Origin of the sequence: Bosea vestrisii, assembly GCF_030144325.1 — a bacterium.
GTDB lineage: Bacteria > Pseudomonadota > Alphaproteobacteria > Rhizobiales > Beijerinckiaceae > Allobosea > Allobosea vestrisii_A.
This window is the reverse complement of sequence record NZ_CP126307.1, coordinates 39,971-57,658: the sequence shown is the minus strand read 5'-3', so window position 1 is coordinate 57,658 and position 17,688 is coordinate 39,971. Positions and strand designations below refer to the sequence as shown.

18 protein-coding genes and 1 pseudogene are annotated in these 17,688 nt (G+C 64.9%); 1 reads left to right on the top strand and 18 read right to left on the bottom strand.

The window, feature by feature from the left end:
* Window positions 1–5: 5 nt before the first annotated feature.
* From nuoN to QO058_RS00180, 18 genes and pseudogenes are all read right to left on the bottom strand, one after another.
* Window positions 6–1,433 (bottom strand): NADH-quinone oxidoreductase subunit NuoN, encoded by a 1,428-nt coding sequence (gene nuoN, locus QO058_RS00265; RefSeq protein WP_284169773.1) that lies wholly within the window; start codon window positions 1,431–1,433, stop codon window positions 6–8.
* A gap of 10 nt (window positions 1,434–1,443) precedes the next feature.
* Entirely contained in the window at window positions 1,444–2,955 is a 1,512-nt protein-coding gene (locus QO058_RS00260; RefSeq protein WP_284169772.1) for an NADH-quinone oxidoreductase subunit M, read from the bottom strand.
* A 4-nt stretch (window positions 2,956–2,959) separates the two neighbouring features.
* Window positions 2,960–5,011 (bottom strand): NADH-quinone oxidoreductase subunit L, encoded by a 2,052-nt coding sequence (gene nuoL / locus QO058_RS00255; RefSeq protein ID WP_284169771.1) that lies wholly within the window; start codon window positions 5,009–5,011, stop codon window positions 2,960–2,962.
* 26 nt (window positions 5,012–5,037) lie between these two features.
* On the bottom strand, window positions 5,038–5,346 hold the full coding sequence (gene nuoK / locus QO058_RS00250) for an NADH-quinone oxidoreductase subunit NuoK (RefSeq protein ID WP_110491227.1): 309 nt from the start codon (window positions 5,344–5,346) through the stop codon (window positions 5,038–5,040).
* Complete coding sequence (locus QO058_RS00245) at window positions 5,343–5,966, bottom strand: NADH-quinone oxidoreductase subunit J (protein WP_284169770.1); 624 nt, start codon at window positions 5,964–5,966, stop codon at window positions 5,343–5,345. Before QO058_RS00245 ends, nuoK begins: the two co-directional genes overlap by 4 nt.
* A 129-nt stretch (window positions 5,967–6,095) precedes the next feature.
* Window positions 6,096–6,584 carry an NADH-quinone oxidoreductase subunit NuoI gene (gene nuoI, locus QO058_RS00240; RefSeq protein WP_126111743.1) on the bottom strand — a complete coding sequence of 163 codons (489 nt, stop codon included), beginning with the start codon at window positions 6,582–6,584 and terminating at the stop codon, window positions 6,096–6,098.
* A 20-nt stretch (window positions 6,585–6,604) separates the two neighbouring features.
* Entirely contained in the window at window positions 6,605–6,847 is a 243-nt protein-coding gene (locus QO058_RS00235) for a hypothetical protein (protein ID WP_284169769.1), read from the bottom strand.
* Window position 6,848: 1 nt separating this feature from the next.
* Entirely contained in the window at window positions 6,849–7,058 is a 210-nt protein-coding gene (locus QO058_RS00230; RefSeq protein ID WP_284169768.1) for a hypothetical protein, read from the bottom strand.
* Window positions 7,058–8,077, bottom strand: a complete 1,020-nt coding sequence (gene nuoH / locus QO058_RS00225) for an NADH-quinone oxidoreductase subunit NuoH (RefSeq protein ID WP_284169767.1) — start codon at window positions 8,075–8,077, stop codon at window positions 7,058–7,060. The genes QO058_RS00230 and nuoH overlap by 1 nt, the downstream gene beginning before the upstream one ends.
* 6 nt (window positions 8,078–8,083) lie before the next feature.
* A pseudogene (gene nuoG / locus QO058_RS00220) lies at window positions 8,084–10,161 on the bottom strand (NADH-quinone oxidoreductase subunit NuoG).
* A 4-nt stretch (window positions 10,162–10,165) separates the two neighbouring features.
* The gene (gene nuoF, locus QO058_RS00215) at window positions 10,166–11,470 is read right to left on the bottom strand and encodes an NADH-quinone oxidoreductase subunit NuoF (protein WP_092154251.1); all 1,305 of its coding nucleotides are present in this window, start codon (window positions 11,468–11,470) and stop codon (window positions 10,166–10,168) included.
* A 10-nt stretch (window positions 11,471–11,480) separates the two neighbouring features.
* Window positions 11,481–12,725: an NADH-quinone oxidoreductase subunit NuoE gene (gene nuoE / locus QO058_RS00210; RefSeq protein WP_284169766.1), complete on the bottom strand. Its 1,245-nt coding sequence runs from the start codon at window positions 12,723–12,725 to the stop codon at window positions 11,481–11,483.
* Window positions 12,725–13,915, bottom strand: coding sequence for an NADH-quinone oxidoreductase subunit D (locus QO058_RS00205; protein WP_284169765.1), 1,191 nt, complete (start codon window positions 13,913–13,915; stop codon window positions 12,725–12,727). Before QO058_RS00205 ends, nuoE begins: the two co-directional genes overlap by 1 nt.
* 288 nt (window positions 13,916–14,203) lie before the next feature.
* A complete protein-coding gene (locus tag QO058_RS00200) occupies window positions 14,204–14,644 on the bottom strand; it encodes a GFA family protein (RefSeq protein WP_284169764.1) in 441 nt (146 codons plus the stop codon).
* A gap of 3 nt (window positions 14,645–14,647) precedes the next feature.
* Window positions 14,648–15,253, bottom strand: a complete 606-nt coding sequence (locus QO058_RS00195) for an NADH-quinone oxidoreductase subunit C (RefSeq protein WP_284169763.1) — start codon at window positions 15,251–15,253, stop codon at window positions 14,648–14,650.
* 4 nt (window positions 15,254–15,257) lie between these two features.
* Window positions 15,258–15,581 (bottom strand): hypothetical protein, encoded by a 324-nt coding sequence (locus QO058_RS00190; RefSeq protein ID WP_284169762.1) that lies wholly within the window; start codon window positions 15,579–15,581, stop codon window positions 15,258–15,260.
* The gene (locus QO058_RS00185; RefSeq protein WP_126111765.1) at window positions 15,578–16,156 is read right to left on the bottom strand and encodes a NuoB/complex I 20 kDa subunit family protein; all 579 of its coding nucleotides are present in this window, start codon (window positions 16,154–16,156) and stop codon (window positions 15,578–15,580) included. The genes QO058_RS00190 and QO058_RS00185 overlap by 4 nt, the downstream gene beginning before the upstream one ends.
* A gap of 78 nt (window positions 16,157–16,234) precedes the next feature.
* Window positions 16,235–16,600, bottom strand: coding sequence for an NADH-quinone oxidoreductase subunit A (locus QO058_RS00180; RefSeq protein ID WP_126116101.1), 366 nt, complete (start codon window positions 16,598–16,600; stop codon window positions 16,235–16,237).
* 438 nt (window positions 16,601–17,038) lie between these two features.
* Here QO058_RS00180 and QO058_RS00175 point away from each other — a divergent pair, with 438 nt between their 5' ends.
* Entirely contained in the window at window positions 17,039–17,629 is a 591-nt protein-coding gene (locus QO058_RS00175; protein ID WP_284169761.1) for a YcbK family protein, read from the top strand.
* Window positions 17,630–17,688: the final 59 nt, after the last annotated feature.

Genomic DNA, 17,688 nt, shown 5'->3' with positions numbered 1-17,688 from the left:
GGCGCTCAGAACAGCGATTTCGCCGCCGCCGCGGCAGAGTCGAACAGCGGGGCGGGCAGCAAGGACAGCACCAGCACGAAAACCGCCGAGATCAGCAGCACAGCGCGCACGCCGGCATCGCCCTTGTCGAAAGCCGGCTTGGCGTCGTCGAAATAGATCACCTTGACGATGCGCAGGTAGTAGTAGGCGCCGACGACGCTGGTGACGACGCCGACGACGGCGAGCACGTAGAGCTTGGCCTCGATCGCGGCGAGGAAGACGTACCACTTCGCCCAGAAGCCGGCGAGCGGCGGGATGCCGGCGAGCGAGAACATCATCATCGACATCGCAAACGCCATCCAGCCATTGGTGCGGGACAGGCCGGCGAGCTCGCCTATCTCTTCGACCGGCTTGCCGCCCCGGTTCATCATCAACACGCAGGCGAAGGCGGCGAGCGTGGTGGCGAGATAGATCGCCATATAGGTCATCACGCCCTGGACGCCTGCGGCTGAGCCGGCGGCGAGGCCGACGAGCGCGTAGCCCATATTGGCGATCGAGGAATAGGCGAGCAGGCGCTTGATGTTGCTCTGGCCGATCGCGGCGAAGGCGCCGAGCGCCATCGAGGCGATCGCCATGAAGACGATGATCTGCTGCCAGTCGTGCAGCGCGCCCGGGAAGGCGCCGACGAAGATGCGCACGGTCATCGCCATTGCCGCCATCTTCGGCGCCGAGGCGAAGAAGGCCGCGACCGGGGTCGGGGCGCCTTCATAGACGTCCGGCGTCCACATATGGAACGGCACGGCCGAGATCTTGAAGGCGACGCCGGCGGCGACGAAGACGAGGCCGATGATCAGGCCGATGCCGGGATGGCCGCCCTTCACCGCCTCGGCAATGCCGGCATAGCTCACCGTGCCGGTGAACCCGTAGACCAGCGACGAACCGTAAAGCAGCATGCCCGAGGAGAGCGCACCAAGGACGAAGTACTTCAGGCCGGCCTCGGTCGAGCGCGGATTGTCGCGGTCGAAGGCGGCGACCACGTACAGCGCAAGCGATTGCAATTCCAGGCCGACATAGAGCCCGATCAGGTCGTTGGCCGAGATCATCATCATCATGCCGACGGTGGCGAGAACGACGAGGATCGGGAACTCGAAGCGCATGGCGCCGTCGCGGCGCAGGAAATCGGCCGAGAGCACGATCGCCGCTGCAGCGCCGATCAGCGTCAGCACCTTCATGAAGCGGGCGAAGCCGTCGGCGATGAAGGCGCCGTTGAAGGTGACGACCTTGCCCTCGCCGCGCAGGACGAGCACCAGCGCCAGCGCGAAAAGAGCGAGCGCGGCGATCTCGAGCGTGCGCGTCGAGCGCTCGCCCTGGATTGCCCCGTAGAGCACCATGGCAATGGCGCCGAGCGCCAGCACGATTTCCGGAAGCGCGGGGCCAAGAGCGGGCAAGGTCATCGGGGCAGCCTTACTGGACAGCCAGCATCGCCGTTTTCGCGGCGGTGATGGCGGCCTGATAGTTCTTGATGAGGGCTTCGGTCGGCGCCGCGAAGGCGTCGAGGATCGTGCCGGGGGCGATGCCGTACCAGATCGTCAGCAGGACGAGTGGCACGAAGATCGCGATCTCGCGCGCGTTGAGATCGGTGATGTCCTTCAGCTCGGGCTTCACCAGTTCGCCGAAGACGACGCGGCGATAGAGCCAGAGCGCATAGCCGGCCGACAGGATCACGCCGAAGGTCGCGATGAACGCCACCCAGGGATTGGCCTTGAAGGCGCCCATCAGCGTCAGGAACTCGCCAACGAACCCTGCGGTGCCCGGCAGGCCGACATTGGCCATGGTGAAGATCATGAACACCACCGCATAGAGCGGCATGCGGTTCACCAGCCCGCCATAGGCGGCGATCTCGCGGGTGTGCATGCGGTCGTAGATCACGCCGACACAGAGGAAGAGCGCGCCTGAGACCAGCCCGTGGCTGACCATCTGGAACATCGCGCCCTGGATGCCCTGCGGCGTCAGCGTGAACAGGCCCATGGTGACGAAGCCCATATGCGCCACCGAGGAGTAGGCGATCAGCTTCTTGATGTCCTCCTGCATCAGCGCCACCAGCGAGGTGTAGACGATGGCGATCACGGAGAGCGCGTAGACCAGCGGCGCGAACATCGCCGAGGCGTCCGGGAACATCGGGATCGAGAAGCGGATGAAGCCGTACCCGCCCATCTTCAGGAGGATCGCCGCCAGGATGACGGAGCCGGCGGTCGGGGCCTCGACGTGCGCATCGGGCAGCCAGGTGTGGACCGGCCACATCGGCATCTTCACCGCGAAGGAGGCGAAGAAGGCGAGCCAGAGCCAGGGCTGCATCGAGACCGGGAAGTGGTGCTTGAGCAGCGTCGGAATGTCGGTGGTGCCGGCGTTCCAGTACATCGCCATGATGGCGAGCAGCATCAGCACCGAGCCGAGCAGCGTGTAGAGGAAGAACTTGTACGACGCGTAGACCCGGCGCTTGCCACCCCAGATGCCGATGATCAAGAACATCGGGATCAGGCCGGCTTCAAAGAGCAGGTAGAACAGCACGAGGTCGAGGGCGACGAAGACGCCGATCATCAGCGCCTCGAGGATCAGGAACGCGACCATGTATTCGCGCACCCGCTTCTCGACCGAGGTCCAGGACGCCAGGATGCAAAACGGCATCAGGAAGGCCGTCAGGACCACGAATGGGAAGGAGAAGCCGTCGACGCCGAGCTTGAACTTGATGATGTCGGAGACCCAGGCGTGGGTCTCGACCATCTGGAACCCGGGATTGGCCGGGTCGAACTGATACCAGGCGACACAGGCCAGGACGAACGTCCCAACCGTGAAGAAGAACGCCGCCCAGCGGGCGTTCGAATTGACCGAGTCCTCATCGCCGCGGAGCGTCAGGATGAAGGCGGCGCCGACCAGCGGCAGAACCAGGAGACCAGCGAGGATACCGAAGCCGAACATCATCTCACCCACGGGCCATGAGGTACCAGGTCACCAGACCGGCGACGCCGATCAGCATGGCGAAGGCATAGTGGTAGACATAACCGGTCTGCAGCCGCACGACCCGGTTGGTCACGTCGACGACCCGTGCAGAGACGCCGTCCGGTCCCAAGCCGTCGATGACGAGGCCGTCGCCCTTCTTCCAAAGGAAGCGGCCGAGCCACATCGCCGGCTTCACAAACAGGAAGTCGTAGATCTCGTCGAAATACCACTTGTTGAGCAGGAACTTGTAGAGCACCGGGTTGGCGGCGGCGAGCTTGCCCGGGATATCCGGCCGACGCATGTACATGTACCAGGCCAGAGCGAAGCCGATCAGCATCGCGACGAAGGGCGAGGCGACGACCCATTTCGGCACTTCGTGCATGGCGTGGAGGATGTGATTGTCCTTGCCGGTGAACAGCGCCGTCTTCCAGAAGTGCTCGTAGTCGTGGCCGATGAAGGCCTCCTTGAAGGCAAAGCCGGCAGCAACCGCACCGAGCGAGAGCACGGCGAGCGGGATCAGCATGACGAGCGGGCTCTCGTGCGGCTTGTGGTCGTGATGACCGTGCCCGTGATCGTCGTGGCCATGAGCATGGTCGTCGTGGTGACCATGGGCGCCGTGCGCATGATCGTCGTGGCCGTGCGCGTCATGACCGTGACCAGCCCAACGTGGCTTGCCCTCGAAGGTCATGAAATAGAGCCGCCAGGAGTAGAACGACGTCATCAGCGCGGCGACGACCAGCAGCACGAAGGCATAGGAGCTGGCAAAGCCACCATGTCCGATCGAGGCATAGGCGCTCTCGATGATCGCGTCCTTTGAGAAGAAGCCGGCGAAGCCGAACACGGTCCCGGGAATGCCGACGCCGGTCAGCGCCAGCGTGCCGATCGTCATGGCGGCCGCGGTCCACGGGATGTGCTTCCTGAGGCCACCCATGTTCCGCATGTCCTGCTCGTGGTGCATCGCGTGGATGACCGAGCCGGCGCCCAAGAACAATAGTGCCTTGAAGAAGGCGTGGGTGAACAGATGGAAGATGCCGGCCGAGTAGGCACCGACCCCCATCGCCACGAACATGTAGCCGAGCTGCGAGCAGGTCGAATAGGCGATGACGCGCTTGATGTCGTTCTGCACCAGGCCGACGGTCGCGGCGAAGAAGGCGGTGGTGGCGCCGATGACGACGACAACGGTCAGCGCGACCGGCGCGTATTCGAAGATCGGCGACAGGCGCGCCACCATGAAGACGCCGGCGGTGACCATGGTCGCGGCGTGGATCAGCGCCGAGACCGGGGTCGGGCCCTCCATCGCGTCAGGCAGCCAGGTGTGCAGCATGAACTGCGCCGACTTGCCCATGGCGCCCATGAACAGCAGCAGGCAGGTCAGCGTCAGCGCGTTCCAGTCATAGCCAAGGAAGCGGAAGGTGCGCTCCGTGAGACCGGCGATCTGCGGGAAGATGCTATCGAGGGCGACCGATCCGGTCAGCACGAAAACCAGGAAGATGCCGAGCAGGAAGCCGAAATCGCCGACGCGGTTGACGACGAAGGCCTTGATCGCCGCGGCGTTGGCCGAGGGCTTCTGGTACCAGAAGCCGATCAGCAGATAGGAGGCGAGACCGACACCTTCCCAGCCGAAGAACATCTGCACGAGGTTGTCGGCCGTCACCAGCATCAGCATGGCGAAGGTGAACAGCGAGAGATAGGCGAAGAAACGCGGCCGCGAGGGATCCTCGTGCATGTACCCGATCGAATAGAGGTGCACGAGCGAGGAGACGGTGTTGACGACGACCAGCATCACCGCGGTCAACGTGTCGATGCGGAAGGCCCAGTCGACGCGCAGGTCCGCCGATGCCAGCCAGGTCGCGACCTGGACGCGGGTGGTGCCGGAGCCGAATCCGACCTGAAACAGGGCGATCCAGGACAGCACCGCCGAAACCAGCAGCAGCGTTGTGGTGACGATCTCCGAGGCGCGGGCGCCGATCAGCCGGCCGAAAATGCCGGCGATGAAGAAGCCAATCAGAGGGAGGAAGACAATCGCTTGATACATGGCAGGTTACGGGCGCCGGTGGGCGCTCAGCCTTTCATCATGTTGATGTCTTCCACCGCGATCGTGCCGCGGTTGCGGAAGTAGACGACGAGAATGGCGAGCCCGATCGCAGCCTCGGCGGCAGCAACGGTCAGCACCAGCAGAGCGAAGACCTGGCCGACGATGTCGTTCAGGAAGCTCGAGAAGGCGACGAAGTTGATGTTGACCGAGAGCAGGATCAGCTCGATCGACATCAGGATGACGATGACGTTCTTGCGGTTGATGAAGATGCCGAGCACGCCGAGCGTGAAGAGGATCGCGCCGACCGCGAGATAGTGTCCGAGCCCGATCATCACGCCATCTCCTCGGGAACGCCGGCGCGCGACGGCACCTGCTTCACATCCATCGCCGCCGCCTTGGTGCGAGCGTTCTGGGTTGGGATATCCTGGCGCTTGATGCCCTTCCGGTCGCGCAGGGTCAGCACGATCGCGCCGATCATCGCGACGAGCAGCACGAGCCCGGCCGCCTGGAAGTAGTAGACGTACTTGGTATAGAGTACCTGCCCCAGCGCCGCCGTGTTGGTGACGCCAGTGGGGATCGCCGCGACCGGCGCCCGCGCGATCTGCGGATCGATAACCCAGGCACCGACGACGAGCAGCAACTCGACCGCGAAGATCAATCCGATCAGGCCGCCAATCGGCAGGTATTGCAGGAAGCCCTGGCGCAGCTCGGCGAAGTCGACGTCGAGCATCATCACCACGAAGAGGAAGAGCACGGCGACGGCGCCGACATAGACGACGATCAGGAGCATCGCCAGGAACTCGGCCCCGAGCAGCAGGAACAGGCCCGCCGCGTTGACGAAGGCGAGGATCAGGAACAACACCGAATGGACCGGGTTGCGCGCCGAAATCACCATCAGCGCCGAGGCGATGGTGACGCCTGAGAAGAGATAGAAGAAAGCCGCTGCGGCATTCATCTCGCCAGCCTTTCCGCCCTTGCAGGCGGCCCTCGTTTTCATCACGCGGCGAGTCGTGAACCCGCCGCAGTTTGGAGCGTCTATAGTCAGGCCCGCCTAGCGCGACAACCGCGCGACGGGCCGCCGTCCTTAGCGATAGGGCGCATCCATCGCGATATTGCGCGCGATTTCGCGTTCCCAGCGCGCACCGTTCTCGAGCAGCTTGTCCTTGTCGTAGAACAGCTCCTCGCGGGTCTCGGTCGCGAACTCGAAATTCGGGCCCTCGACGATGGCATCGACCGGGCAGGCCTCCTGGCAGAAGCCGCAATAGATGCACTTGGTCATGTCGATGTCGTAGCGCGTCGTGCGGCGGGTGCCGTCATTGCGGCGCGGGCCAGCCTCGATGGTGATCGCCTGTGCCGGGCAGATCGCCTCGCAGAGCTTGCAGGCGATGCAGCGCTCCTCGCCGTTCGGATAACGGCGCAGCGCGTGCTCGCCCCGAAAGCGCGGCGAGAGGACGCCCTTCTCGAAGGGATAGTTCAGCGTCGCCTTCGGCTTGAAGAAATAGCGCATCGACAGGACGAACGCGCCGACGAACTCCTTGAGGAGCAGTCCCTTGGCAGCCTGCGCGAGTGACATCTTTCCGTCCTTCTCTCGTCTCAACCGAACAATGCCCGGCCGATCAGGTAACCGACGATGGGCAGCCCGCCCACCGAAACCACCAGCACCGCCGCCTTCAACAGGCGGATGCGCCGTTCGTAATCATCCTTCTCGGCCTGCGTCTGCGAGCTGTCGGTGCGACGTAAGCTCGCAACCACAACGCCCGTGACGAGCCGATACTCGATCAGGCCGACGACGAAGCCGATAAGAGCTCCGATGATCCCAGCCCAATTCGTACTCATCTCACCACCCTGCCCCAGCGGCCGTTGCGCCTAGACCGAGCCATCTCGCCGTCTTGTACCCTGCCACGCCAAAAAACAGGCCGGCGAACACACCCTCGGCGATGATGTGGGAGCCTGCCAGATACCCTCCGCGCAGCCTCCAGACCAATGACACATACAATCCCATCCCGACGATCGCGCTGGCCAGCGTGACGATGACCAGCGGCGCCATCAGGGAGTTGGCCCCCAACCGGTAATCTGCAGCACCGCCGCGACCACGACGACCGACGCCAGCGACAGCGGCAGGAAGACCTTCCAGCCCAGCCGCATCAGCTGGTCATAGCGGTAGCGCGGCACGAAGGCCTTCACCATCGCGAACATGAAGAAGACCAGGCAGATCTTGAGCGCGAACCAGAATATGCCCGGCAACCAGGTGAAGGGCGCGACCGGGAACGGCGGCAGCCAGCCGCCGAGGAACAGGATCGTGGTCAGCGAGCACATGGTCATGATCGCCACGTATTCGCCGAGCATGAACAGCAAATACGGGGTCGAGGAGTACTCGACCATGAAGCCCGCGACGAGCTCCGATTCCGCTTCCGGCAGGTCGAAGGGCGGGCGGTTCGTCTCGGCCAGCGCCGAGATGAAGAAGACGATGAACATCGGGAAGAGCGGCAGCCAGTACCAGCCGAACAGGCCGGCCTTCGAGTTCTGCGCCTCGACGATCGCCGAGAGGTTGAGCGAGCCGACGCAGAGCAGGACGGTGATGATCACGAAGCCGATCGAGACCTCGTAGGAGACCATCTGGGCCGCCGAGCGCAGCGCGCCGAGGAACGGATACTTCGAGTTCGAGGCCCAGCCGCCCATGATGACGCCGTAAACGCCGAGCGACGAGATCGCGAAGATATAGAGCACGCCGACATTGATATCGGCGATCGCCCAGCCTTCCGCCACCGGGATCACCGCCCAGGCCGCCAGCGCCAGCACGCAGGAGATCAGCGGCGCCAGCAGGAACACGCCCTTATTGGCGCTGGAGGGGATGATCGGCTCCTTGAAGACGAACTTCAGCAGGTCGGCGAAGCTCTGGAACAGGCCGAACGGGCCGACAACGTTCGGGCCGCGCCGCAGCTGCACCGCCGCCCAGATCTTGCGGTCGGCGAGCAGGATGAAGGCGATGAAGACCAGGAGGCAGACCAGCAGCAGCAGGCTCTTGCCGGCGATGATCGCGAGATCGAGGACGAGGTCCCAGTTCATCGAGGCTTACTCCGCCGCCTGGCGCATGCGGCCGGAGGCCAGCGCCGAGCATTCCGCCATCACCGCTGAAGCGCGGGCGATGGGGTTCGTGGTGTAGAAATCGCTGACGGCCGGGGCAAAGCCCGCCTTCTCGGTCGCACCGCCCTGCCCGGCCAGCTTCGCCAGGCCGCCGCGATCGCCCTCCGCCACCGCATCGACGGCGGCGAAATGCGGATGCGCAGCGTAGAGTTCACGGCGCAGCGCGCCGAGCGAATCGAAGGGCAGCGGCTTGCCGAGCGCGGCCGAGAGCGCCCGCAGGATCGCCCAGTCTTCCTTGGCGTCGCCAGGCGGGAAGGTGGCGCGGGCTGCCATCTGCACCCGCCCCTCGGTATTGACGTAGGTGCCGGACTTCTCGGTGTAGGCGGCGCCCGGCAGGATCACGTCGGCGCGGTGGGCGCCCTTGTCGCCATGGCTGCCCTGGTAGATCACGAAGGCGCCGGCCGGCACCTCGACCTCGTCGGCACCGAGCAGGAAGAGCACGTCGAGCGCGCCTGCTGCCGTCATGCCGGCGACATCGAGACCGCCCAATCCTTCTTGGTCTTCTTGCGGCACGAAGCCGAGATCGAGGGCGCCGACGCGAGCAGCGGCCGTATGCAGCACGCCGAAGCCATTCCAGCCGTCCTTGACCGCGCCGAAGAGATCGGCCGCCTTGGCAGCGAGCGAGAGCACGGCGACGCCGTCGGCGCGTGTGAGCCCCCCTGCCCGACCAGCACCATTGGCCGCTCGCCGGCAGCTCCGGCGCGCTTGACCAGATCGGCCAGCGTGTCGGGGCCCGCGCCGAGATAGTCATAAGCGTAGGTCAGATCGACCTTCTCGCCGATCAGCGAGACCTTGAAGTCGCCGCGCAGCCAGCGCTTGCGGATGCGGGCATTGACGATTGGTGCCTCGCGGCGCGGGTTCGAGCCGATGATCAGCAGCGAGGTCGCGTCCTCGATGCCGGCGATGCCGGCGTTGAGAATATAGCTGGCGCGACCGAAAGCCGGGTCGAGCTTGGTCCCGTCCTGGCGGCAGTCGAGATTACTCGAGCCGAGGCCGGCGATCAGGCTTTTAAGCGCATACATCTCCTCGACCGCGGCGAGATCGCCGGCGATGGCGCCGATGCGCTCCGGCTTTGCCGCCTTGAGCTTGCACGCGACCAGCGCGAGCGCCTCGCTCCAGCTCGCCGGCCGCAGGTGTCCGTGCTCGCGGATATAGGGCTGGTCGAGCCGCTGCGTCCGGAGTCCGTCGGCGATGTGCCGGGTCTTGTCGGAGATCCACTCCTCGTTCACCGCCTCGTTGATGCGCGGCAGCACGCGCATCACCTCACGGCCGCGCGAGTCGACGCGGATCGCCGAGCCGACCGCGTCCATCACGTCGATGGATTCGGTCTTGGTCAGCTCCCAGGGCCGGGCCTTGTTCTGGTAGGGCTTGGAAGTCAGTGCGCCGACCGGGCAGAGGTCGACGACATTGCCCTGCAGCTCCGAGCTCATCGCGTGCTCGAGATAGGTGGTGATCTCCATGTCCTCGCCGCGACCGATCGCGCCGAGGTCGGAGGCGCCGGCGACCTCGGTGGTGAAGCGGACGCAGCGCGTGCACTGGATGCAGCGCGTCATCGAGGTCTTGACCAGCGGGCCGATATACTTGTCCTCGACGGCGCGCTTGTTCTCGGCATAGCGCGAGGTGTCGACACCGTACGCCATCGCCTGGTCCTGCAGGTCGCACTCGCCGCCCTGGTCGCAGATCGGGCAGTCGAGCGGGTGGTTGATGAGCAGGAACTCCATCACCCCTTCGCGCGCCTTCTTGACCATGGGCGACCTGGTCAGCACGACCGGCGGCTCGCCGTTCGGGCCGGGCCGCAGATCGCGCACGCCGATGGCGCAGGACGCCTGCGGCTTCGGCGGACCGCCCTTCACCTCGACCAGGCACATGCGGCAGTTGCCGGCGATCGAGAGCCGCTCATGGAAGCAGAAGCGCGGCACCTCGGCGCCGGCGGCCTCGCAGGCCTGGAGCACGGTGTACTCCGCGGGGACGTCGACCTCGATGCCGTCGATGAGGAGTTTGGTCATGGTCTCACTCCGCCGCCATGAGCCGCACCGGCTCGCCATGCGGGTTGGCGGCATAGTCGTCGATGCGCTGCTCGATCTCGTGACGGAAATGGTTGATCAGACCCTGGATCGGCCAGGCGGCAGCATCGCCCAGCGCGCAGATGGTGTGGCCCTCGATCTGCTTGGAGACGTCGAGCAGCATGTCGATCTCGCGCTTCTGGGCCCGGCCTTCCGCCATGCGGTTGACGACGCGCCACATCCAGCCGGTGCCCTCGCGGCAGGGTGTGCACTGGCCACAGCTCTCATGCTTGTAGAAATAGCTGATGCGGGCGATGGCGCGGATGATGTCGGTCGACTTGTCCATCACGATCACCGCCGCCGTGCCGAGGCCCGACTTCAGCTTCGAGAGCGAGTCGAAATCCATCGGTGTGTCGATGATCTGCTCGGCCGGCACCATGCGCACCGAGGAGCCGCCGGGGATGACCGCCTTGAGGTTGTCCCAGCCGCCGCGGATGCCGCCGCAATGGCGGTCGATTAGCTCGCGGAAGGTCAGGCCCATCGCCTCTTCGACATTGCAGGGCTTGTTCACATGGCCGGAGACGCAGAACAACTTGGTGCCGACATTGTTGGGCGTGCCGATCGAGGAGAACCAGCTCGCGCCGCGGCGCAGGATGGTCGGCGCGACCGCGATCGACTCGACGTTGTTGACGGTGGTCGGACAGCCATAGAGGCCGACATTGGCCGGGAAAGGCGGCTTCAGCCGCGGCATGCCCTTCTTGCCTTCGAGGCTCTCGAGCAGCGCCGTCTCTTCGCCGCAGATATAGGCGCCGGCGCCGTGATGCACATAGAGATCAAAGGGATAGCCGTGCTTGTTGTTCTTGCCGATGAGGTTCGCCTCATAGGCTTCGTCGACAGCGCGCTGCAGCGCCTCGCGCTCGCGGACATATTCGCCGCGGATATAGATATAGGCCGCGTGCGCGCCCATCGCGAAGGAGGCGATCAGGCAGCCCTCGACCAGCGTATGCGGGTCGTTGCGCATGATCTCGCGATCCTTGCAGGTGCCCGGCTCCGACTCGTCGGCGTTGACGACGAGGTAGTGCGGACGGCCATCGCTCTGCTTGGGCATGAACGACCATTTCAGACCCGTCGGGAAGCCGGCGCCGCCACGCCCGCGCAGGCCCGACTTCTTCATCTCGTCGATGATCCAGTCGCGCCCCTGCTCGAGCAGGAACTTGGTGCCGTCCCAGGCGCCACGCTGCATGGCGCCCTTCAGCGACAGGTCGTGCAGCCCGTAGAGATTGGTGAAAATGCGGTCGCGATCAGCCAGCATCGTCGTCGCCTCACTTCACCGGCTTGTCGCCGAGGGCCGATTCCGGCCGCCAGCCTGTCGCGAGTTTCGTCGCCTGCGAAATCCAGTCGTCGCGCACGGCACGGCCCTTGAAGCCGGTCAGCCTTGCATCGACCCAGGCGAGTTCGGCCGGGGTCCAGGCAGCGACCTGGTCGAAATGCCAAATGCCCATCTCATTGAGCATCTTGCCGAGCTTGGGACCGACGCCCCAGATCAGTTCGAGATCGTCGCCCTTGCCGCCACGCGCCGCGGTCAGCAGCTGTGGCTTGGTTTCAGCCAAGGCAACGGCCGGCTCGGCGGCAGGAACCGCCTTGGCCGCCGGCGCCTTCGCGGCTGTGCCCTTGGCGGGCGTGTCCTTGATCGCCTTGCTCGTCGCGGACGGCGTGTCCTGCGCGGCGCTGGCCGGCTGGTTCGGCTCGGACGGCTGCGGGCGGCCGGGAGCGGCAGCCTCGGGAGCCGGCGCGGTCTTGACGTCGGTCGGGCCAGCCTTGGCGGTCGCGGCGGCTACCTCGACCTCCGCCTTGGCCTTGGCCTCGGCGGCAGCCTTCTCGCTGGCGATCTTGATCGCGTCCTCGCGCTGCCTGATGATGCGCTTCTGCCAGTCGCCGGCGCCGATCACCGAGCCGTCGAACAGGGCCGGATCCTTCAGCGTATCGCCGCCGCCGAGCGGCTCCGAGCAGGAGCGGTCGACCTGCGGGCCGGGCTTGGTCGGACGCCCTTCGCGCAGATCGCCGAGCAGCTTGCGGAAATTCTCGGGCGTCAGATCCTCGTAGTAGTCGAAATTGATCTGCGCCATCGGGGCGTTGCAGCAGGCGCCGAGGCATTCGACTTCGAGCCAGGACAGCTTGCCGTCGGCGGTGACGGTCGATTGCGGGCCGATGACGTCCTCGCAGACCTTCTTCAAGGCCTCGGCACCGCGCAACGCACAAGGCGTCGTGCCGCAAAGCTGGATGAAGTGCTCGCCGACCGGCTGCAGGCTGAACATGGTGTAGAAGGTCGCGACCTCCAGCACCCGCATCGGCGCCATGCCGAGCTTGCGGGCAACCTCCTCGATGGCGGCGCGCGGCAGCCAGCCATGATGCTGCTCCTGCGCCTTCCACAGAAGCGGAATCACGGCCGAGGCCTGCCGGCCTGCCGGGTATTTGGCAATCTGCTGGTCGGCCCAGTTCTCGTTCGCCGCGGTGAAGGCAAAGGAGGCCGGCTGAACGTGATCAGGCGCGAGACGACGGACGGACATCAGCGGTCCACCTCACCAAAGACGATGTCGAGAGAGCCGAGGATTGCCGAGACGTCGGCAAGCATGTGCTTGCGACACATGAAATCCATGGCCTGGAGATGGGCGAAGCCGGGCGCCTTGATCTTGCAACGATAGGGCTTGTTGGTGCCGTCGGAGACGAGATAGACGCCGAACTCGCCCTTGGGCGCCTCGACCGCTGCATAGACCTCGCCCTCGGGTACCTTGTAGCCCTCGGTGTAGAGCTTAAAGTGGTGGATCAGCGCTTCCATGGAGCGCTTCATCTCGCCGCGCTTGGGCGGCACCATCTTGCCGTCGAGCGAGGAGATCGGGCCGCCGCCATCGGCCGAGAGCAATTTCTCGCAGCATTGCTTCATGATGTGCACCGACTGGCGCATCTCTTCCATGCGGATGCAGTAGCGGTCGTAGCAGTCGCCGTTCTTGCCGACCGGGATGTCGAATTCCATCTCCTCGTAGCACTCATAGGGCTGCGATTTGCGCAGGTCCCAGGGCGCGCCGGAGCCACGCACCATCACGCCCGAAAAACCCCATTTCCAGCAGGTCTCGAGATCGACGACGCCGATATCGACATTGCGCTGCTTGAAGATCCGGTTGTCGGTGAGCAAGGTCTCGAGATCGTCGCAGACCTTGAGGAACGGGTCGCACCATTCAGCGATGTCGTGGATCAGCGAGGTCGGCAGGTCCTGGTGGACGCCGCCCGGCCGGACATAGGCCGCGTGCATGCGTGCGCCGCAGGCCCGCTCGTAGAAGATCATCAGCTTCTCGCGCTCCTCGAAGCCCCAGAGCGGCGGGGTGAGCGCGCCGACGTCCATGGCCTGCGTGGTGACGTTGAGAATGTGCGAGAGGATGCGGCCGATCTCGGAATAGAGCACGCGAATGAGTTGGCCGCGGCGCGGCACGGTCACGCCCATCAGCTTCTCGACCGCGAGCGAGTAGGCGTGCTCCTGGTTCATCGGCGCGACATAGTCGAGCCGGTCGAAATAAGGCAGCGCCTGGAGATAGGTCTTGTGCTCGATCAGCTTCTCGGTGCCGCGATGCAGCAGGCCGATATGCGGATCGACGCGCTCGACGATCTCGCCGTCCAGTTCCAGCACCAGGCGCAGCACGCCGTGCGCCGCCGGATGCTGCGGGCCGAAATTGATCGAGAAGTTGCGGATGTTGTGTTCGGTCATTGACCTCAAACCTATCCCTCAACCAGCAGGCGGCAATCCGCCTTACTGGAATGGACGCAACATTGCCGTTCGCTGAGATCGAACTTCCAGGACTGTCCAAACCGCTTAGAGCAAGCTCGTGATAGGTCCGGCTCGTATTCAGCGAGATTCATATCACCGTCGATTTTCCAAATGGCTTCCTCCTCAAGGAAGTGCTCGGTCAGCCCCTTGGAAAAATCTCTCCACAGTTCCGTCGCCCCGTATCCGACAACCGAGACTGCAACCAAAATACCAACGCTTCTGACCAATCTAAGCATGATCAGCCGCCTGTTTTGCCATGAACTCCGCGATCACCTGCTCACCGGTCTTGCGCCGGCGCTCGCCCGCGAAGGCGTAGATGCCAGGCTTCTCGTCGATGAATATCTCTTCGGCGAAGACGAGATCGGAGGGGTCGTCGAGGCTCGGGAACGCCACAGCGACATCGCCTGCGCCCGAGCGCTGGCGCCAGAACAGGCTGGTGCCGCAATTGCGGCAGAAGACGCGCTCGCCCCATTCGGATGAGGGATAGACGGCAAGATGCGTCTCGTCGGCGACCGCGACCTCCGTGCACGGCACGGTCATCAGCACGCCGCCACTCCATTTGCGACACATGTCGCAATGGCAGACGTCCATCTCCGGCTTGGCCATCGTCGCCGTAAAGCGAACGGAGCCGCAGAGACAGCCGCCTGAGAGTTTGTCGCCCTCGCCCATCGCTCAGCCCGCCTTGGCCTTCTCGTCGCCTGGCAGAACGTATTCCGTCCCTTCCCAAGGCGAGAGGAAGTCGAAGTTGCGGAACTCCTGGTTCAACTTCACCGGCTCGTAGACGACGCGCTTCTGCTCATCGTCATAGCGGACCTCGACGAAGCCGGTCAGCGGGAAGTCCTTGCGCAGCGGATAGCCCTCGAAACTGTAATCGGTGAGGATGCGGCGCAGATCGGGGTGGTTCGAGAACAGGATGCCGTAGAAGTCGTAGGCTTCGCGCTCGTACCAGTTGGCGGCCGGGAAGACCTCGATCACCGAGGGGACTGGGGTCGCCTCATCGGTCTGAACCTTGACGCGCACGCGCTGGTTATGGCGCGGCGAGAGCAGGTGGTAGACGACCTCGAAGCGCTTCTCGCGTTGCGGGTAATCGGCGCCGGCAATGTCGGTGAAGTTGACGAAGCGGAAGCGGGAATCGTCGTAGAGGGTCTTGAGAACCCGCACGATCTCGGCTGCCTCGGCGAGCACGGTCAGCTCGCCATAGGCGACGACAGCGTCGGTCACTGCGCCGGGCAGCGCCGCCTTGATCTCTTCGCCCAATGTCACGAGCTCTTCGCTCATCGCATCATCCTTCGAGAATGACCTGGTGATGCGTCACCACGTCATCATAGTCCAACAGCACGGCCGCTGCCGCCGGCTCGACCACTGCAGCTTCCAGATCCGGCTGCGCGAAAGCCTCGATCGCCGCCATGCTCGCCCAACGGGTCTGCACGGTGATCTCGACCTCGCCGGCAACCAGGCGGTTGAGCAGTGCAACGCCCCGGAACCCGGCAAGCGCCTGCAGCTGCGGCAACACCGAACCGGAAAGATGCGCACGATAGGCGAGCGCTCCCTCCGGCGTGGCTCGCGCCCGCCACTGCCGCATCACGCTGGCGCCAGCCTCGCTCACCGTTCGATCGTCCCCGTCCGCCGGATCTTCTTCTGCAGCAGCAGCACGCCATAGAGCAGCGCTTCCGCGGTCGGCGGGCAGCCCGGCACATAGACGTCGATCGGCACGATACGGTCGCAGCCGCGCACCACCGAGTAGCTGTAATGGTAGTAGCCGCCGCCATTGGCGCAGGAGCCCATCGAGATGACGTAGCGCGGCTCCGGCATCTGGTCGTAGACCTTGCGCAGAGCCGGAGCCATCTTGTTGGTCAATGTGCCGGCGACGATCATCACGTCCGACTGGCGCGGAGAGGCGCGCGGCGCGAAGCCGAAACGCTCGACATCGTAGCGCGGCATGGAGAGCTGCATCATCTCGACCGCGCAGCAGGCAAGACCGAAGGTCATCCACATCAAGGAACCGGTGCGGGACCAGTTGATCAGGTCGTCGGTCGCCGTGACCAAAAAGCCCTTGTCGGCCAGCTCGTTGTTGATCTCGACGAAGAAGGGATCGCGCGTGCCGACCGGCTTGCCGTCCGGGCCAAGCAGGCCCCTGGGCGCCGGCGCGACGAGCGGATCACCGCGATCGATCGCTGTCATGGCCATCAGTTCGAACCTTTAGCTTTCGTCGAATGTAAGAACGGTGACAGGACGGTATCAGGCTTGCGCGACAAATGGTCAGTCCCACTCGAGCGCGCCCTTGCGCCATTCATAGACGAAGCCGACGGTCAGCACGCCCAGGAAGATCATCATCGACCAGAAGCCGAACCAGCCGAGCCCGCCGAAAGCCACTGCCCAGGGGAAGAGGAAGGCGACCTCGAGGTCAAAGATGATGAAGAGGATGGCGACGAGGTAGAAGCGCACGTCGAACTTCATGCGCGCGTCGTCGAAGGCGTTGAAGCCGCACTCATAGGCCGAGAGCTTCTCGGCGTCGGGCTTCGAATAGGCGACGGCGAAGGGTGCGATCAGGAGCGCCAGGCCGATCACGATCGACAGGCCGATGAAGATCACCAGAGGCAGGTAGTCCGACAGCAGGGACTGCACAGGAAGAGCTTGCATCTGTCACCCCGCTTCAACCTGGCGCCGAGGCGGCGCCCTCAATCTCGCCAGTCGATTAGACCCTGCTTTAGAATCACGCAAGGGTTCGCCGCGCCGCACAACGCGGCTATCGCCATGTCTTTGCCGCATATGTCGACCCGGCTCGCGAAAGTGTCACGATTCCGGGGCGTTTCGACCTCGATTCTCACGGGCGATCACGTCCGGCGCAAGGCGATTGTCGCGGCGCGTCGAAGCGTGCCAAACGGGAACGTAACGTCAGTCTTCGGCGCCGGCACGATTCGTCGGCAAGCGCTGCCGATGCGTCAGGAGCACCGCTGCGGGAATGCCGAGGCCAACAACGCATCGTGATCGCGCGCTCCTGGCCGCTTTCCCGCCATCGGCGTCCCGCGCCTCATGATCGCAATGCGGAGAGTGGTGGTAGCCGTGGCCTGCGCCGCTGTCGTGGCCTTCGGCAGCCCGGTCTTCGCGCAGCAGATGATGCTCGCGCCCCTGCCGCCCGAACGCCCCTTCGATCTCGACCTGCAGATCAAGCCGGGCGCGCCACCGATCGTCGTCGTCCCGGCGCCTCCGGTCGAAGCCAGCCTCGCAACGACGACGGGGCCCGCGCCCACTCTCGCCCAGCCCGATGACGACGAAGGGCCGGAATGGCCGCAGCGCACGCCTGGACAGGTCGGCGAGGAACCCGCCTTCGACCCGAACGAGAAGCCTGACAAGCCGGGCATCTCGACTGATCCCGGTACCTCGATCATCTGCCTGCCGCCGGTGCTGAAAGGCATTCTCGGCAAGATCGCGGAGAAATACGGGGCGGTGAAGGTGACCTCGACATGGCGCCCGCCCTGGCGGGCCCGGCGCGGCTCCTATCACAAGCGCTGCGAGGCAATGGACTTCCGGGTGCCAGGCGTCAGGCCGCGCACCGTCCTGGAGTGGGCCCGCAACCTGCCCGAGGTAGGCGGCAACAAGGTCTACTGGAACGGGCTGATTCACATCGACACCGGCCCGCGCCGGCCCTGGTAGGCAAGGCATCGGACAGAAAAGCGCGATGCGCCCTTCGATCCGATGCTGTTTCGCGGACC

Bases quoted from the DNA above. Each gene is read 5' to 3' on its own strand.
- nuoN (WP_284169773.1), bottom strand. From the start codon at position 1,433: ATGACCTTGCCCGCTCTTGGCCCCGCGCTTCCGGAAATCGTGCTGGCG.
- QO058_RS00260 (WP_284169772.1), bottom strand. From the start codon at position 2,955: ATGTTCGGCTTCGGTATCCTCGCTGGTCTCCTGGTTCTGCCGCTGGTC.
- nuoL (WP_284169771.1), bottom strand. From the start codon at position 5,011: ATGTATCAAGCGATTGTCTTCCTCCCTCTGATTGGCTTCTTCATCGCC.
- QO058_RS00245 (WP_284169770.1), bottom strand. From the start codon at position 5,966: ATGAATGCCGCAGCGGCTTTCTTCTATCTCTTCTCAGGCGTCACCATC.
- nuoI (WP_126111743.1), bottom strand. From the start codon at position 6,584: ATGTCACTCGCGCAGGCTGCCAAGGGACTGCTCCTCAAGGAGTTCGTC.
- QO058_RS00235 (WP_284169769.1), bottom strand. From the start codon at position 6,847: ATGAGTACGAATTGGGCTGGGATCATCGGAGCTCTTATCGGCTTCGTC.
- QO058_RS00230 (WP_284169768.1), bottom strand. From the start codon at position 7,058: ATGGCGCCGCTGGTCATCGTCACGCTGGCCAGCGCGATCGTCGGGATG.
- nuoH (WP_284169767.1), bottom strand. From the start codon at position 8,077: ATGAACTGGGACCTCGTCCTCGATCTCGCGATCATCGCCGGCAAGAGC.
- nuoF (WP_092154251.1), bottom strand. From the start codon at position 11,470: ATGCTGGCTGATCGCGACCGCATTTTCACCAATCTCTACGGGCTGCAC.
- nuoE (WP_284169766.1), bottom strand. From the start codon at position 12,725: ATGTCCGTCCGTCGTCTCGCGCCTGATCACGTTCAGCCGGCCTCCTTT.
- QO058_RS00205 (WP_284169765.1), bottom strand. From the start codon at position 13,915: ATGACCGAACACAACATCCGCAACTTCTCGATCAATTTCGGCCCGCAG.
- QO058_RS00200 (WP_284169764.1), bottom strand. From the start codon at position 14,644: ATGGGCGAGGGCGACAAACTCTCAGGCGGCTGTCTCTGCGGCTCCGTT.
- QO058_RS00195 (WP_284169763.1), bottom strand. From the start codon at position 15,253: ATGAGCGAAGAGCTCGTGACATTGGGCGAAGAGATCAAGGCGGCGCTG.
- QO058_RS00185 (WP_126111765.1), bottom strand. From the start codon at position 16,156: ATGACAGCGATCGATCGCGGTGATCCGCTCGTCGCGCCGGCGCCCAGG.